The sequence below is a fragment of the Mycobacterium sp. PSTR-4-N genome (assembly GCF_022348085.1).
Classification (GTDB): Bacteria; Actinomycetota; Actinomycetes; order Mycobacteriales; family Mycobacteriaceae; genus Mycobacterium.
This window is the reverse complement of record NZ_JAKRFN010000001.1, coordinates 313,669-328,987: the sequence shown is the minus strand read 5'-3', so window position 1 is coordinate 328,987 and position 15,319 is coordinate 313,669. Positions and strand designations below refer to the sequence as shown.

The window sequence follows — 15,319 nt, the reverse complement described above, 5'->3', positions numbered from 1 at the left end:
CACACCGGCCACGAGCGTGCAGACACGCGCGCTCGCGGGACCGGGGCGACCGATACAGTCGCGCGTGTGAGCAGTCCGGCCGACAAGCGCATCAGCTACGCCGAGGCGTCGCGCGTACTGCTGCGCGACTCCATCCTCGACGGGATGCGTGACCTGCTGCTCACCCGCGACTGGTCGGCCATCACGCTGTCCGACGTCGCCAAGGCCGCCGGCATCAGCCGGCAGACGATCTACAACGAGTTCGGCTCCCGCCAGGGCCTGGCCCAGGGCTATGCGCTGCGACTCTCCGACCGGCTCGTCGGCCAGATTCAGAACGCGATCGGCGCCAACGTCGGCGACGTGTACGCCGCGTTCCTGCAGGGTTTCCGCGACTTCTTCGTCGAGTCGGCCGCCGATCCGCTGGTCATCTCCCTGCTGACCGGCACCTCGAAACCCGATCTGCTGCAGATCATCACGACCGACAGCGCGCCGATCATCACGCACTGCTCGACTCGGCTGACCGAGCTGTTCATGACCAGCTGGGTGCGCTGCAGCGCGGAGGACGCGGGCGTGCTGGCCCGCGCCATCGTCCGGCTCGCGATGAGCTACATCTCGATGCCGCCCGAAGCCGACCTGGGGGCACCTCCCGCTGGCGGGGGAGATGTGGCGCGCGACCTGGCCCGATTGATGACGCCGTTCGCCGAGCGCTACGGCGTCATCGAACCGCGGTAGCGACAGGGCCCGAGCGCTCCGGTGCGATGACGCGCCGGAACCGCACGAAGATCCCCACCGCGACGACCGCGACAGCGGCGCTGAGCAGGTGCGACGCCTGGTAGCCGTAGGCGCTCACCACCGATCCGGCCACGACGTTGGACAGCGACGCACCCACGCCCTGCATGGTCATCACCGCGGCGAGCCCGACGTTGAAGCGCCCCGACCCGGCGAGTAGGCGTTCGACCGCGATCGGCGTCGCGATACCGATCAGGCCCGCGCCCACCCCGTCGAGCGTCTGCACCGGAAAGATCGTCCAGAAGCCCGAATTGGTGCCCGCGATGAGCCCGCGCACCGGCAGCGCGCACAGCGCCACCAGCAGCACCGCCGCCAGCCCGAACCGCCGGATCATCAGCGGCGCGAGCACCGCGACGGCGATCATCGCGACCTGCGACACCCCCGTGATGATCGCGGTGGTGCGAAACGGCGTCCCGAGCTCGATCGCGAAATCCTGAGCCACCAGCCTGCTCATCGGCGCGTTGCCGAAGTGGAACATCAGCAGCACGACGGCCAGCAGCAGCAGACCCGGCGTCCTCACCAGCACGCGGAACCCCGACGGCGTCGCACGACCGTCGGCGTCCTCGAGGCCGCGCGCCGCGTCGTGATCGATGCGGGCCGGATCGATGGCCACCGCCGCCACCACCGCGCCGATCGCGGTCACGATCATCAGCGTGATGATCGCGTGCTCGCCGTAGAGCGACACGAAGACGAACACCGCGGCCAGCGAGGCCACGTTGCCTGCGTGGTTCCAGAACTCGTTACGAGCGATCTGCCGACCGAACAGCCGCGGCCCGATCAGACCGAGGGTCAGCCCCGTCAGTGCCGGCCCGATCACTGCGCCGACCACCGCAGTGCCCACCTGACCGATCCACACGATCGCCGGCGTCGGCGCCACCAGCGTGGCCAGCCCGACCGCGGTCACCACCACCACCGGTACCGCGACCAACGCCCGCTTGTACCGGGTGCCGTCCACCAGCGCCCCGAACGCCGGCGTCACCGCCAACCCGATCAGGCCGCCGACGGTCGCGATCGCGCCGAGTGCGAACGGCGACCAGCCGCGCGTGGCGAGGAACGCGTCCAGGAACGGGCCGAGCCCGTCGCGGGCGTCGGCGAGGAAGAAGTTCAGCGCGGCCAAGGCGATCAAAGAGCGTCGGCCGATCGTCGATGCCCGCTCGTCCACCGCCCACTGACCTCCTACTGCGGCCGAATGTCGGCGCCGCGGTGTACCCCGGCCGCAACCGTGACCAAACATGACGTCAGGGACGGGCGAATTGGAGACCGCCTGTGCCGCCCGCTAGGGTGTTGTGGATACCTCTCGGCTGGCAGTGTGCGTCCGCGTGTTCGGACTGAGCGCCTGTCCCGCGAGCCCGCAGGCCGAGTGTGTCGCCCGCGCACGACGGTGCGCTCTCGAGGCAAAAGACGAATCAAAGGGGCTCTACATGACTGCACCGACACTGACCGCAGATGTCCGCAACGGCATCGACTTCAAGGTCGCCGACCTCTCGCTGGCCGAGTTCGGCCGCAAGGAGATCCGGCTCGCCGAGCACGAGATGCCCGGCCTGATGGCGCTGCGCCGCGAATACGCCGACGTCCAGCCGCTCAAGGGCGCGCGGATCTCCGGCTCGCTGCACATGACCGTTCAGACCGCCGTGCTGATCGAGACGCTGACCAGCCTGGGCGCCGAGGTGCGCTGGGCCAGCTGCAACATCTTCTCCACCCAGGACCACGCCGCCGCCGCCATCGTCGTCGGCCCCCACGGCACCCCCGAGGAGCCGCAGGGCACCCCGGTGTTCGCGTGGAAGGGCGAGACGCTCGAGGAGTACTGGTGGGCCGCCGAGCAGATGCTCACCTGGGAAGGCGAGCCGGCGAACATGATCCTCGACGACGGCGGTGACGCCACCATGCTGGTGCTGCGTGGCGCGCAGTTCGAGAAGGCCGGCGTGGTTCCGCCCGCCGAAGAGGACGACTCCGCCGAGTACAAGGTGTTCCTGAACCTGCTGCGTTCGCGGTTCGAGACCGACAAGGGCAAGTGGACCGCGATCGCCGAGTCGGTCAAGGGTGTCACCGAGGAGACCACCACCGGCGTGCTGCGCCTCTACCAGTTCGCCGCCGCCGGCGAGCTGGCGTTCCCGGCCATCAACGTCAACGACTCGGTCACCAAGAGCAAGTTCGACAACAAGTACGGCACCCGCCACTCGCTGGTCGACGGCATCAACCGCGGCACCGACGCGCTGATCGGCGGCAAGAAGGTGCTGATCTGCGGCTACGGCGACGTCGGCAAGGGCTGCGCCGAGTCGCTGGCCGGCCAGGGCGCGCGTGTCCAGGTCACCGAGATCGACCCGATCAACGCGCTGCAGGCGCTGATGGACGGCTACGACGTCGTCACCGTCGAGCAGGCCATCGGTAACGCCGACATCGTCATCACCTCGACCGGCAACAAGGACATCATCACCCTCGAGCACATGAAGGCGATGAAGGACCACGCCATCCTGGGCAACATCGGCCACTTCGACAACGAGATCGACATGGCTGCCCTGGAGCGTTCCGGTGCGACCCGCATCAACATCAAGCCGCAGGTCGACGAATGGACCTTCGGTGAGTCGGGCAAGTCGATCATCGTGCTGAGCGAGGGCCGCCTGCTCAACCTCGGCAACGCGACCGGCCACCCGTCGTTCGTGATGAGCAACAGCTTCTCCAACCAGGTCATCGCCCAGATCGAGCTGTGGACCAAGAACGACGAGTACGACAACGAGGTCTACCGCCTGGCCAAGCACCTCGACGAGAAGGTCGCCAAGATCCACGTCGAAGCGCTCGGCGGCACGCTGACCAAGCTGACGAAGGATCAGGCCGAGTACATCGGCGTCGACGTCGAAGGCCCGTACAAGCCGGAGCACTACCGCTACTGACATGACGGATCGGGCGCGCGCAGCGACACTCAGTGTCGTTGTGCGCGCCCTTTTCGTTGCCGCGTGCCTGCTGCTGACCGGCTGTCAACAGACGTCCGAGACGGCCGAGCCGTCCCCGACGCGGCCCGCGTTCGACGTCCGGCACGACACCGACGAACTCGCCCGCACTTTTCCCCCGCTGGGCACTCCGGTCTCGGCGTCGTGGATCCGCTGGAACAACGCCGCCGGGGCGGTGTGGATCGACGCCGTCGTGACGGTGACCCCGCCGACCATGGATACGCTTCTGCGACAGCATGTTTCCGAGCCGACCACGCACCGTCCCGCGGTGCAGAAGGTGCTCGAGGACGACGTGCCACCCGGACCGTTCCGCACCGGGGTGGAGCTCAACATGGCGTTCTCACCGGGGCGGATGAGTACGCGGGTGTTCCTCGACCCGCCCCGCGACACCGTCGTGCTGCAGTCCTTCGACCTCGGCTAGCAGTCGTCAGACAGCCTGCCGCACCGGGCGCCGAAACGTCAGCATGTCGAATTCACGCCCGTACTCGTCCACCGCGACGACGTCCATCTCGCTGACGAAGACCCCGGGTCGCACATCGACACGGATGAACGCGTAGTTGAGGAACCTCACCCGTGACCACGCCACTGATTCCTGCTGCTGCACGCCATCGGGACCCCACACATAACTGTTCGGCACAACGGTGTCGGCGGCCTCGTGCCCGCGGTAGCTCTCCTGCTCGCCGGGCTGGAACGTGTAGCGAGGCCGACCGGCTGACCCCACCGTGTAGTACACCGTGCCGTCGGCGTCGGGATAGACGATCGCGTGGTCGGCGGCCACCCTTGTCGGTGCGCCGTTCCGAATCGGATCGGACCGTTCGAAGGCGTGATTGTGCGCCTGCAGCACGACGTCCACGCGGTACCGGTCGAACAGGTCGGCCCACGCGTCACGCACCCCACCGTCACTGGCATGCGCCTGCACCGTCGAGTAGGCGCAGTGATGAAAGAAGCACACGATGAAATCGATGCCCGGATTGGCTCGATGCCCTGCCAACGTGTCTGCGACCCAACGCGTTTGAGATCCGTCGGAGTAGCCGGTGTTGGCGGTGATCTCGTAGGACACATCGTTGGCATCCAGCGAGAGGATCGCTACGTTGCCGTAGACGAACGAGTAGACCGACGGGCAGGCTGCCGGCCCGTTGCCGGGGAAATCGAGGCGCGCGAGATGACCGCCGTAGCCGTGCACGGGATACGCAGCTTCCATGTCGTGATTGCCGGTCGCGAACATCCACGGCGTTGTCGAGGCGCTGCGTTCGATCGAGTTCAGGTACACGTCCCAGACGTAGGGATTGAACTTGTCGAAGCCCGTCGCAAGCGCGCCTCCCGAGGGCACGAACGTCGGTGGCTTGCCCAACCCTGACGGATCCGCGTATGCGATGTCGCCGGCGAGAACGTGGAACTCCGGACCGGACGCGACGATCTGGTTCAGCACGTTCTCGGTGTGAGGCACCGTCGGATCGTTGTCAGGTTTGTAGTAGCTGTCGTCGTAGTCGCCGCGAGCCAGACCGGCCGGGAGCAGCGGTGTGGTGTCGGTCCCCTGATCGCCCATCATCGTGAACCGGAACGGCGACAGCGCATTCCGCGCGTTCGGCATGGCCGTTCCGGACGATCGGACATCGGTGACGAATCCGTCCTCCGTCCGCCAGCGATAGAAGTGCCGACTGTGCCCGGCGAGCCCGTCGAGGGGAGCATGGACATAGAACTGTTCAGCGGCCAACACCCCGCCGCTGCTGTCCGGGATCTGGGTCACCAGATTGCGGACCTCCGCCTCGACTGTCGCACCCAGGGCTTGTGTGGGGCCGTGGTCGACGAACACCCTGGTGCCGGCGGGGTTGCGCGAAAGCTGCGCGGCCAGGCGCAGCTGGCTGGACGCGTCGGCGCCGTAACCGACGCGACGGTTGGCCACCGTCAGCGGCGCATCCTGGGCATAGGCGAGTCGGCTGAACGGTGACACGCCGGCGACGCCGACAGCGGCGAGCGCTGCCGATCCGCGCAGGAAGTTCCTGCGCGACACGCGGTGTCGCCGCAAGTATCGCTGGTGCCACTCGTACTGTTCGGCCATGGTCATCTCGGCGGCCTGCGCCGCCGGAATGCCGGTGTCGGGGATGTCGCCGGAGCCGGTCATGTCGGACGGTAGGCCGGCGGCAGCGGCATGCCCAGTTCCGCCATCACGGAACGCAGACGCGTCGGGTAATCGGTGATGATCCCGTCGGCGCCCGCAGCGATCTGAGCCCGCATCGCGCCGGGGTCGTTGATCGTCCAGGGGATGACCTTCACACCGAGACCGTGTGCGCGCGAGATGAATTCCGCGTCGGCGACCAGCGCGAAACCTGGGTCGCCGGGAACCTGGCCGTAGGGCACCGAATAACCCGGGGACAGGATGTCCGCGCCCACCATCGTCGCCGCGACGATCGGATCAGCGACCACGGCGGGGTCGATGCCGTTCAGCCACACCGACCCGGGCACGAACGTCGTCTCGTCCCACAGGGCCACGCGCGGGATCGACGGCGCGGCGGTCCGAACCAGCGGCAGGGTGCGCCAGTCGAAGCTCTGTATCTCGACCAGGTCCTGTTTGCCTGCTGCCCGCACCGACGCGAGGACGACGTCGACGAACTGTTCTGGCGACGCGGACATCTCCGGCTTGTCGGCTTCGATCTTGGTCTCGATGTTGTAGCGGACAGGGGCTCGGTAGCGGTCCGCGAGTGCGAACACCTCGGGCAGCGTCGCGATCTTGTTGCCCGCCACCACCTCGGCCTGGGGGAAGGCGGGCAGCAGCTTCCCGCAGTCCAGGGTGTGCAGTTGAGCGGCTGTCAACTGCCGCACCGCCTTGCCGACATAGGGGTACTGACGATCTCCTGGCGAGGCGGGCGCGGTGTCGGAGCATTTGTCCGCTTGGATCACGGGGTCGTGCCAGACCATCGGCTGACCGTCCCGAGACAGCACGATGTCGAGTTCCAGCGTGCTGACGCCCAGTTCGATCGCCTTGGCGAAGGCCCGGAGCGACTCCTCGGTGGTTTCACCGCGGCCGCCGCGGTGAGCCTGCAGATCGAAGTCGGCTGCCGCCGAGGCGCTCGGCGCGGACCCGATGAATCCGGCCAGCATCAGTCCCGCGATCACTCCGGCAAGAACGCGCATGCATCAAGGCCTAACATCGTGAGACGACGCCGATGTGTCCACTACGTGAACAGCACCGTTGCCGCGAACGCTAGACCAGTCCCAGCTGCTGGTAGATGGTCGAACGCCATTTGCGCGCTTGAGAATTGACGAAAATGCCGCCGAGCGCCCAGTCGTGCATCTGCCCGTCGCCGATCACCACCGTGAAGTTCGCATCGGCATCCTGGGCGAGCAGCTTGTCGCGGAACATCAGGTCGCCGGGGTAGGGCCGTTCCACGGTGCCGACGTAGATCGCAGTCGGCGGCAACCCGGTCAGATCGTCGACCATGATCGGATTGATGTGCGGGTCATCAGGATTCAGGCCGTCGCCGGGTGCCGGCGGGGTGCGGGGCGGGATGATCGGATCGTTGATGTCGTCGACGATCGGCCCCGACAGCGTCAGATGCAGGACCGGGGAGATCAGCACCATCCGCGACGGCTGATCCTCGTCGGGATCGCACTGCGCGTCGGCCCGGCAGCGGCGCACAAGCTCCTGGGCCACGAGCATCGCGTACGTGCCGCCCGCGGAATCGCCGTACAGCGCCACGTTCTCGGCCCCGTGCTCGGCGATCATCAGCGAGAGGTAATCCGCCATCGGCGGCACCAGTCCCTCGACCGTCGCGTCGCCTTTCGGCGGGGCCAGCGGGTAGATCGGCACCACCACGGTCGCGCCGGTCTGACGGGCCATCGCGGTGTAGTCGGCCCAGTTGATGATGTTCGCCTCGGCGACGAACCCGCCGCCGTGCAACGCCAACACGTATTCGCCGGTCGGCTTGCGCTTCGGCGTCACCGTCACGACTTTCATTCCGCTGTACGTGCTCTCGGTGACCGTGACCCGGCCGGTGACCCACTTCGGCGGGCTCGTGTAGGTGACGTTGCCGCCGTCCCCGACGAAGATCGGCGAATCGTCGGCGCGCAGCTTCTGCAGCGTCCGCAGGATCAGCTTGTCCTGCAGCGACGGGGGACCGGTGACGACGGTCTGCGGCCCTTCGGTGATGTCGTGGATGCGCTCGCGCCGGGTGGCGATGCTCAACGGCAGCAGCGGCGCGGCGACTGCGGGGGCGGTGGGCTCGTCGGTGTCAGTCGACTCTGCAGCGACCCGCTTCGTCGGTGCGAAGAGACGCTTCCGTTCCGTCGCCGTCTTGGTGTGGGTCTCGCGCTCGCGGGCGCGCTCGGCAAGACGGCTACGCAGCCGCGGCGCGGAGTCACTGCCCGCCCGCTTCTCGGCCGTGGCTTTGCGCACCTGGCTGTGCGTCGCGGTGTCGGTATGGGTGTCGGCCGCGGCCACACCGCAGCCCAATCCCAATAGCGCCGCCGCTCCGACCCCCGCCGCGACGGCGCACCCAGCTACCGTTGCGACATTGCTCTGACCCCGCATCGTGCATACCTATCACCTCCGGCCGCCATGCCGCACTGGATTAGGCTCACCTCGTGCTCATCGTCATCGAAGGCGTCGACGGCGCAGGGAAACGGACCCTGACCGCCGGGTTGCGGTCAGCGTTCGAAGCAAACGGCCACTCGGTGGCTCAGCTGGCCTTCCCGCGGTACGGAGCGTCGGTGCCCGCCGACCTGGCCGCCGAGGCGCTGCACGGTCGGCACGGCGACCTGGCCGAGTCGGTCTACGCGATGGCGGTGCTCTTCGCGATGGACCGGGCGGGCGCGCGCGCCGACATCGATCACCTCACCACGGCGTACTCCGTGGTGATACTCGACCGCTACGTCGCCTCCAACGCCGCCTACAGCGCGGCCCGCCTGCACCAGGGCGCCGACGGGGACATGGTCGCCTGGGTGCACGAGCTGGAGTACGGACGGCTGGAGCTGCCCGCGCCGCACGTGCAGGTGCTGCTCGACGTGCCGACCGAACTGGCCGCCGCCCGCGCGGCGAGTCGGGAGGCCGCCGACGCCGACCGCGCGCGCGACGCCTACGAACGTGACGACGGACTGCAGCGCCGCACGGGCGCCGTCTACGCCGAGCTCGCCGCGGCGTCCTGGGGCGGCCCCTGGGCCGTGGTGCCCCCGGACGTCGACGCCGCCGCACTGGCCGAACGGTTGCTCGGCGAAGCCGGTTAGCGAGACGAAACGGCGCGATCGACGTACGCTCCGGTCGGGGAGTCGCACAGCGGCGCACGACAGGGGGAATCGATGGTCGTTCGTTCTCGGATCCAGACCGACGCTCTGGCGCGGGTCGACGAGCTCGTGGCCGAGCTCAGGACGGCGGCGCAGCGATTCGATCAGGGGCGCCTGCTCGAAGGCCGCGACGTGGCCCGGCACATCAGTCGCCTGGTCCACGGCACCGCGTCGTCGCGCGCCCTGATCGACGAGCTGGGGGTGGGACGGTCGTTCACCTGGGTCGACACCGCCGGTGTGGTCAACCCCAAGACCGCCGCGTCGGCGGCGTGCCTGACGCTGATGAAGATCCGCACCGGATCGCAGCGCTGCGGAGAGTTCGTCCCGAAGCTCGGGATGTATCCGCCCGCGCCGATCCGCACCCGCGACGGCGACCACATCGACCGCGGATCGCGCATCCCGTTCGAGCACTGGTGGACCAATCCCGTCGTCAAAGACGCCGACGGCGCCGAATTCTCCCGCAAGCAGCTGGTGTTGGCACTCGCGGTCGGTCGCGACGCGGAGCTCCCCGATGACGAGGCCGCCGCGGCGCTGGCCGCGTTGGCCGGCAGCCCGTCCCTGGGGCGGGCACTGCGCGACGACGCGGCGGCGACCGGGCTGGAACGCAACCCGGTCATGGCCAGCGCACGCCAGATCGGCTACGAAGTCCTGCAGTCGATCAGCCAGCAGCGCGACGTCATCGCCACCTGCGCCTGACATTCGGCCCGGTTGAAGCGCGAAACGCCCGTGTGGTAACCGGGGTTTATCGCGTATCGGTGACACCATGGACACCATGAGGCAAAGGATCCTGGTCGTCGACGACGACCCTTCGCTGGCTGAGATGCTCACCATCGTGCTGCGCGGCGAGGGTTTCGACACCGCCGTCGTCGGGGACGGCACCCAGGCGCTCACTGCGGTCCGGGAGCTGCGGCCCGACCTGGTGCTGCTGGACCTGATGCTGCCCGGCATGAACGGCATCGACGTCTGTCGCGTGCTGCGGGCGGATTCCGGTGTGCCGATCGTCATGCTGACCGCCAAGACCGACACCGTCGACGTGGTGCTCGGGTTGGAGTCCGGCGCCGACGACTACGTGATGAAGCCTTTCAAGCCCAAGGAGCTGGTGGCCCGCGTCCGCGCCCGTCTGCGGCGCAACGAGGACGAACCGGCCGAGATGCTCTCGATCGCCGACGTCGACATCGACGTCCCCGCGCACAAGGTGACCCGGCAGGGGGAGCAGATCTCGCTGACCCCGCTGGAATTCGACCTGCTGGTGGCGCTGGCACGGAAACCGCGCCAGGTGTTTACTCGTGATGTGCTGCTCGAACAGGTGTGGGGTTACCGCCACCCCGCCGACACCCGTTTGGTGAACGTGCATGTGCAGCGCCTGCGCGCCAAGGTCGAGAAGGATCCGGAGAACCCGCAGGTGGTGCTGACCGTTCGAGGAGTGGGATACAAGGCCGGACCTCCGTGATCCGCCGCCCATGATCTTCGGCTCGAGACGGCGCATCCACCGGCGGTCGGCCCCGCTGATCCGCGGTATGGGTGTGCTGGGCCGCGCCGTGAGCCTGGCGTGGCGCCGCTCCCTGCAGTTGCGTGTCGTCACGCTGACGCTCGGGTTGTCGCTCACCGTCATCCTGGTCCTCGGTTTCGTGCTCACCAGCCAGATCACCGACCGCATCCTCGAGGTCAAGGTCGGTGCGGCGACCGAGGAGATCGAACGCGCACGCACCACCGTCAGCGGCATCGTCGGCGGTGAGGAAACCCGGTCGCTCGACAGCAGCCTGCAACTGGCCCGCAACACCCTGATCGACCGCAAGGCCGATGCGGGAGCCGGATTGGCCGGCGCCTTCGACGCGGTGCTCATCGTCCCCGGGGACGGTCCACGCGCGGCGACCGCCGCCGGACCCATCGACCAGATCCCGAACTCGTTGCGCGACTTCGTCAAAGCCGGGCAGGTCAGCTACCAGTACGCCACCGTGCACACCGACGGCTTCTCCGGTCCGGCACTGGTGATCGGCAGCCCGACATCCTCGTCGACCGCGGCGGTCACCAATCTCGAGCTGTACCTGATCTTCCCGCTGAACAACGAACAGTCGACCATCGCGCTGGTCCGCGGCACCATGGCCACCGGCGGCGTGGTGTTGCTGGGCCTGCTCGCCGCGATCGCGCTGCTCGTCGCTCGACAGATCGTGCTGCCCGTCCGGTCGGCGTCGCGCATCGCCGAACGGTTCGCCGAAGGCCATCTGAGCGAACGCATGCCGGTGCGCGGCGAAGACGACATGGCGCGGCTTGCCGTGTCGTTCAACGACATGGCCGAGAGCCTGCAGCGGCAGATCACCCAACTCGAAGAGTTCGGAAACCTGCAGCGGCGCTTCACCTCTGACGTCAGCCACGAGCTGCGCACCCCGCTGACCACCGTGCGCATGGCCGCCGATCTCATCCACGACCACGCCGAGGAACTCGACCCCGCGCTGCGCCGCTCCACCGAACTGATGGTCAACGAACTCGACCGGTTCGAATCGCTGCTCAACGACCTGCTCGAGATCTCGCGCCACGACGCCGGTGTCGCCGAGCTCGCCGTCGAGGCGGTCGACCTGCGCTCGATCGTGCGCAGTGCACTCGACAACGTCGGACATCTGGCCGAGGAAGCGTCCGTCGACATGATGGTCGACCTGCCCGGCGACGAGATCATCGCCGAGGTCGACGCGCGCCGCGTCGAGCGCATCCTGCGCAACCTGATCGCCAACGCGATCGACCACGCCGAACGCAAACCGGTGCGCATCCGGATGGCCGCCGACGCCGACACCGTCGCGGTCACCGTCCGCGACTACGGCGTCGGCCTGCGGCCCGGCGAGGAGAAGCTGGTGTTCAGCCGGTTCTGGCGGGCCGACCCGTCGCGGGTGCGGCGCTCCGGCGGCACCGGCCTGGGTCTGGCCATCAGCATCGAAGACGCGCGCCTGCACCAGGGCCGGCTGGAAGCGTGGGGCGAACCGGGCAAGGGCGCCTGCTTCCGGCTGACGCTGCCGCTGGTGCGGGGGCACAAGGTGACCAGCAGCCCGCTGCCGGTCAAACCCATCGGGGAACCGGCCGGGGTGCCGACCCGCCGCCGGGAACCCGCCGGGGAGACCGTGTGACGCGCGCACTGGCGGCGCTGCTGACTGCGCTCGTGCTCACACTCGCCGGTTGTGCCGGGGTGCCGAGCTCGTCGTCGCCGCAGGCGATCGGCACCGTGGACCGGCCCGCCCCGCCGAGCCTGCCCAAACCCACGCCGGGCATGGACCCCGACGTGCTGCTGCGCGAATTCCTCAAGGCCACGGCCGATCCCGCCAGCCGACACCTCGCAGCCCGACAGTTCCTCACCGAATCGGCGTCCAGCGGGTGGGACGACGCCGGTAGCGCTCTTCTGATCGACAACGTGGTGTTCGTCGAAACCCGTACGCCGGATCGAGTGTCGGTCAACATGCGCGCCGACATCCTGGGCTCGCTGTCGGACATGGGAGTCTTCGAGACCGGCGAGGGCGCGCTGCCCGACCCGGGACCGATCGAACTGGTCAAGACCCCCGGCGGCTGGCGCATCGACCGGTTGCCCAACGGGGTGTTCCTCGACTGGCAACAGTTCCAGGCCACCTACAAGCGCAGCACCCTGTACTTCGCCGACCCGACCGGCAAGACCGTGGTCCCCGACCCGCGTTACGTTGCTGTCTCCGAAACCGACCAGCTGGCAACGGAATTGGTGAGCAAGCTGATCGCGGGGCCGCGGCCGGAGATGGAGAAGACGGTCCGCAACCTGCTCGGTGCACCCCTGCGCCTACGCGGGCCGGTGACTCGCGCCGACGGCGGCAAGACGGGTGTCGGGCGCGGTTACGGCGGCGCGCGCATCGACCTGGAGAACCTGTCCACCACCGATCCGCACAGCAGGCAACTGCTTGCCGCGCAACTGATCTGGACGCTGTCGCGGGCCGGAATCAACGGGCCGTACGTGATCAACGCCGACGGCGCCGCGCTCGACGACCGGTTCGCCGATGGGTGGGACACCGCCGACGTCGCGGCCACGGACCCCGGCGCCGCCGACGGCGCCGCGGCCGGCCTGCACGCCCTCGTCGGCGGCTTCCTGGTGTCGCTGGACGGTCAGCGTGCCCCGCGGGTGCCCGGCTCGTTCGGTGCCATGCCCGGCCAGACCGCGGCGTCACTGTCGCGCTCCGGTCAGGAAGTCGCGTCGATCGTCACGCTGCGCGCCGGCGCCCCCGACATGTCGTCGTCGCTGTGGGTGGGCCCGCTGGGCGGCAACGCGGCTCAGGCCATGGACGGACGCAACCTGACCCGGCCCAGCTGGGCGCTCGACGACGCGATCTGGGTTGTCGTCGACGGCATCAACGTCGTCCGCGTCATCCAGGACGCCTCCGGCCAACCCGCCCGCATCCCCGTCGACGCCACGCTGGTGTCCGGCCGGTTCCCCGGCGTCATCACCGAACTGCAGCTCTCGCGGGACGGCACCCGCGCCGCGATGGTCATCGACCGGCACGTGATCCTCGCCGGCGTCGAGCAGACCCCCGGCGGCGGATACGCGCTGACCTATCCGCGCCGGCTCGGGTATGGGCTCGGTGACACGGTGGTGTCGCTCGGCTGGCGCACCGGCGACGACATCGTGGTCAGCCGCACCGACCCGCAACACCCCGTGTCGTACGTCAACCTCGACGGGGTGAACTCCGACGGGCCCAGCCGCAACCTGCTGATGCCGGTCACCACAGTGGCCGCCAACCCGTCGGTGGTCTACGTCGCCGACGAGCGCGGCGTGCTCCAGCTGTCCGGTTCGGGCGCCGAAGGTGACCCCACCTGGACCGAAGTCCGTCCGCTCATGGGAGCGGGGACGCTGCCGGTGCTGCCGGGCTGACCGACCGACGAAAGGGGCTGGAATGGACATCAACGCAGAGGTGACGCGCAAGGCGGTGCTCACCGGCGCGGGCGTCGGGGCGGCCGCGGTCGCGCTCGCGGCCTGCTCGGGAGGAAGCTCCTCCGACGGTGGCTCGTCGTCGTCCGAGCCGGCTGGATCGTCGGGCTCGGCCGGCACGGATGAGGCGCTGGCGACAACCGCCGACGTGCCGGTGGGCTCGGGTGTGATCGTCGGCAAGACCGTCGTCACGCAGCCCACCGCCGGCGACTTCAAGGCCTTCTCGGCGGTGTGCACGCACTCCGGATGCCTGGTCAACAAGATCGCCGACGGCACCATCGACTGTCCCTGTCACGGCAGCAAGTTCAGCCTCGACGGGGCCGTCGTCAACGGCCCCGCGAAGAAGCCGCTCGAGCCGGTTGCCGTTCGGGTGCAGGGGGATTCGATCGTTGCGGGGTAGACCGGTGGGGCCTGCCTCTCCCGCAGGCCCACCGGTCTCGCAGCAGAAGTTACCGGCCCGGGCGTAGGGGTCCGCGCACCAGTTTCGGCCGCCAGTGAGAAGCCACGGCTGTGGGTCGGCGTTGATCGCAGCCATGGGTGCTATCTCGCGAAGGTGTCGGTGGCGGTGGCCATAGTGACGGTGTGCTCGACCTCGTCCTGCCCCGTCAGTGCGGCGGCTGCGGAGCGCCCGCGACCGCGTGGTGCGCGGCTTGCGCGCAGGAGTTGGCGGTACGGCCCGACGAACCCCACCTGGTCACCCCGCGCCTGGATCCCGGCGTGCCCGTGTTCTCCCTCGGCCGCTACGCCGGTGCCCGTCGGCATGCGCTCGTCGCCGCCAAGGAGCGCGGCCGCACCGACCTCCTCGCCCCCCTCGGCGACGCCCTGCACGTCGCTGTGGCCAACCTGCTGACCTGGGGTCTGCTCACCACCCCGCTGACCTTGGTGCCCGCGCCCACCCGGCGTACCGCGGCCCGACGCCGCGGCGGCGACCCCGTCACCCGCCTCGCGAGGCACGCGGCCGACGGTCTGCCCGGCGTCGCCGTCGCACCGTCGCTGCGGCTGGCAGCGTTCACCCGGGACTCGGTCGGCCTGTCCAGCGCCGCCCGCCAAGCCAACATCGCCGGCCGCATCCGGCTCACCCGAAAGACCCCTGGTGACATCCCCGGCGACGTCGTCGTGGTCGACGACATCGTCACCACCGGCGCCACCGCCGCGGAGTCGGTCCGCGTCCTGCAAACACACGGGGTCGCCGTCGTCGCCGTCCTCGCGGTCGCGCACGCCTGACCGGCCGCATTACCCCCACATCAATCTGCCGTGAAGAACTGAAAACAGGTCGGTCGAATCAGTGGCACGAACACATGAACAGCGACTACCTTCGACACCAACCATCCGTGAACAGCTCACGGCGGCGCTCAGACTCGAGACGCCGATATCGCGCCAGCGGTAGGAGGTGAGTAGTCGA

14 protein-coding genes are annotated in these 15,319 nt (G+C 68.9%); 10 read left to right on the top strand and 4 right to left on the bottom strand.

What is annotated here, in order from left to right; translation table 11 throughout:
• Positions 1-66: 66 nt before the first annotated feature.
• Positions 67-711 carry a TetR family transcriptional regulator gene (locus tag MHN84_RS01665; RefSeq protein ID WP_241202892.1) on the top strand — a complete coding sequence of 215 codons (645 nt, stop codon included), beginning with the start codon at positions 67-69 and terminating at the stop codon, positions 709-711.
• Here the strand turns inward: MHN84_RS01665 and MHN84_RS01660 are convergent.
• Complete coding sequence (locus MHN84_RS01660; RefSeq protein ID WP_241202891.1) at positions 695-1,930, bottom strand: MFS transporter; 1,236 nt, start codon at positions 1,928-1,930, stop codon at positions 695-697. The two genes, MHN84_RS01665 and MHN84_RS01660, sit on opposite strands and share 17 nt — an antisense overlap.
• A gap of 259 nt (positions 1,931-2,189) precedes the next feature.
• Here MHN84_RS01660 and ahcY point away from each other — a divergent pair, with 259 nt between their 5' ends.
• Positions 2,190-3,656: an adenosylhomocysteinase gene (gene ahcY, locus MHN84_RS01655; RefSeq protein WP_241202890.1), complete on the top strand. Its 1,467-nt coding sequence runs from the start codon at positions 2,190-2,192 to the stop codon at positions 3,654-3,656.
• Between the two features lies 1 nt (position 3,657).
• Entirely contained in the window at positions 3,658-4,134 is a 477-nt protein-coding gene (locus tag MHN84_RS01650) for a hypothetical protein (RefSeq protein ID WP_241202889.1), read from the top strand.
• Positions 4,135-4,140: 6 nt separating this feature from the next.
• On the opposite strand, the gene MHN84_RS01645 is transcribed toward MHN84_RS01650, so the two are convergent.
• The 3 genes from MHN84_RS01645 to MHN84_RS01635 form a co-directional block, all read right to left on the bottom strand.
• Positions 4,141-5,835, bottom strand: coding sequence for a metallophosphoesterase (locus tag MHN84_RS01645; protein ID WP_241202888.1), 1,695 nt, complete (start codon positions 5,833-5,835; stop codon positions 4,141-4,143).
• The gene (locus MHN84_RS01640) at positions 5,832-6,812 is read right to left on the bottom strand and encodes a glycerophosphodiester phosphodiesterase (protein WP_241203190.1); all 981 of its coding nucleotides are present in this window, start codon (positions 6,810-6,812) and stop codon (positions 5,832-5,834) included. Before MHN84_RS01640 ends, MHN84_RS01645 begins: the two co-directional genes overlap by 4 nt.
• A 103-nt stretch (positions 6,813-6,915) precedes the next feature.
• On the bottom strand, positions 6,916-8,241 hold the full coding sequence (locus tag MHN84_RS01635; protein ID WP_241202887.1) for an alpha/beta hydrolase fold domain-containing protein: 1,326 nt from the start codon (positions 8,239-8,241) through the stop codon (positions 6,916-6,918).
• Positions 8,242-8,294: 53 nt separating this feature from the next.
• Here MHN84_RS01635 and MHN84_RS01630 point away from each other — a divergent pair, with 53 nt between their 5' ends.
• The 7 genes from MHN84_RS01630 to MHN84_RS01600 all read left to right on the top strand — a co-directional run bounded on the left by MHN84_RS01630 (position 8,295) and on the right by MHN84_RS01600 (position 15,141).
• Positions 8,295-8,933, top strand: a complete 639-nt coding sequence (locus MHN84_RS01630; protein WP_241202886.1) for a dTMP kinase — start codon at positions 8,295-8,297, stop codon at positions 8,931-8,933.
• 72 nt (positions 8,934-9,005) lie between these two features.
• Positions 9,006-9,686: a hypothetical protein gene (locus MHN84_RS01625; RefSeq protein ID WP_241202885.1), complete on the top strand. Its 681-nt coding sequence runs from the start codon at positions 9,006-9,008 to the stop codon at positions 9,684-9,686.
• A gap of 67 nt (positions 9,687-9,753) precedes the next feature.
• Entirely contained in the window at positions 9,754-10,440 is a 687-nt protein-coding gene (gene mtrA / locus MHN84_RS01620; RefSeq protein ID WP_221355749.1) for a two-component system response regulator MtrA, read from the top strand.
• A gap of 10 nt (positions 10,441-10,450) precedes the next feature.
• Positions 10,451-12,103 carry an MtrAB system histidine kinase MtrB gene (gene mtrB, locus MHN84_RS01615; protein ID WP_241202884.1) on the top strand — a complete coding sequence of 551 codons (1,653 nt, stop codon included), beginning with the start codon at positions 10,451-10,453 and terminating at the stop codon, positions 12,101-12,103.
• 8 nt (positions 12,104-12,111) lie between these two features.
• Complete coding sequence (lpqB, locus tag MHN84_RS01610) at positions 12,112-13,860, top strand: MtrAB system accessory lipoprotein LpqB (protein ID WP_241203189.1); 1,749 nt, start codon at positions 12,112-12,114, stop codon at positions 13,858-13,860.
• A 22-nt stretch (positions 13,861-13,882) separates the two neighbouring features.
• Positions 13,883-14,317, top strand: coding sequence for a ubiquinol-cytochrome c reductase iron-sulfur subunit (locus MHN84_RS01605; protein WP_241202883.1), 435 nt, complete (start codon positions 13,883-13,885; stop codon positions 14,315-14,317).
• 182 nt (positions 14,318-14,499) lie between these two features.
• Complete coding sequence (locus MHN84_RS01600; protein ID WP_241202882.1) at positions 14,500-15,141, top strand: ComF family protein; 642 nt, start codon at positions 14,500-14,502, stop codon at positions 15,139-15,141.
• The last annotated feature ends 178 nt before the right edge of the window (positions 15,142-15,319 follow it).

Coding starts and splice junctions, on each gene's coding strand:
- ahcY (WP_241202890.1), top strand. CDS start 2,190: ATGACTGCACCGACACTGACCGCAGATGTCCGCAACGGCATCGACTTC.
- MHN84_RS01625 (WP_241202885.1), top strand. CDS start 9,006: ATGGTCGTTCGTTCTCGGATCCAGACCGACGCTCTGGCGCGGGTCGAC.
- mtrA (WP_221355749.1), top strand. CDS start 9,754: ATGGACACCATGAGGCAAAGGATCCTGGTCGTCGACGACGACCCTTCG.
- MHN84_RS01650 (WP_241202889.1), top strand. CDS start 3,658: ATGACGGATCGGGCGCGCGCAGCGACACTCAGTGTCGTTGTGCGCGCC.
- mtrB (WP_241202884.1), top strand. CDS start 10,451: ATGATCTTCGGCTCGAGACGGCGCATCCACCGGCGGTCGGCCCCGCTG.
- MHN84_RS01635 (WP_241202887.1), bottom strand. CDS start 8,241: ATGCGGGGTCAGAGCAATGTCGCAACGGTAGCTGGGTGCGCCGTCGCG.
- MHN84_RS01605 (WP_241202883.1), top strand. CDS start 13,883: ATGGACATCAACGCAGAGGTGACGCGCAAGGCGGTGCTCACCGGCGCG.
- MHN84_RS01645 (WP_241202888.1), bottom strand. CDS start 5,835: ATGACCGGCTCCGGCGACATCCCCGACACCGGCATTCCGGCGGCGCAG.
- MHN84_RS01640 (WP_241203190.1), bottom strand. CDS start 6,812: ATGCTGGCCGGATTCATCGGGTCCGCGCCGAGCGCCTCGGCGGCAGCC.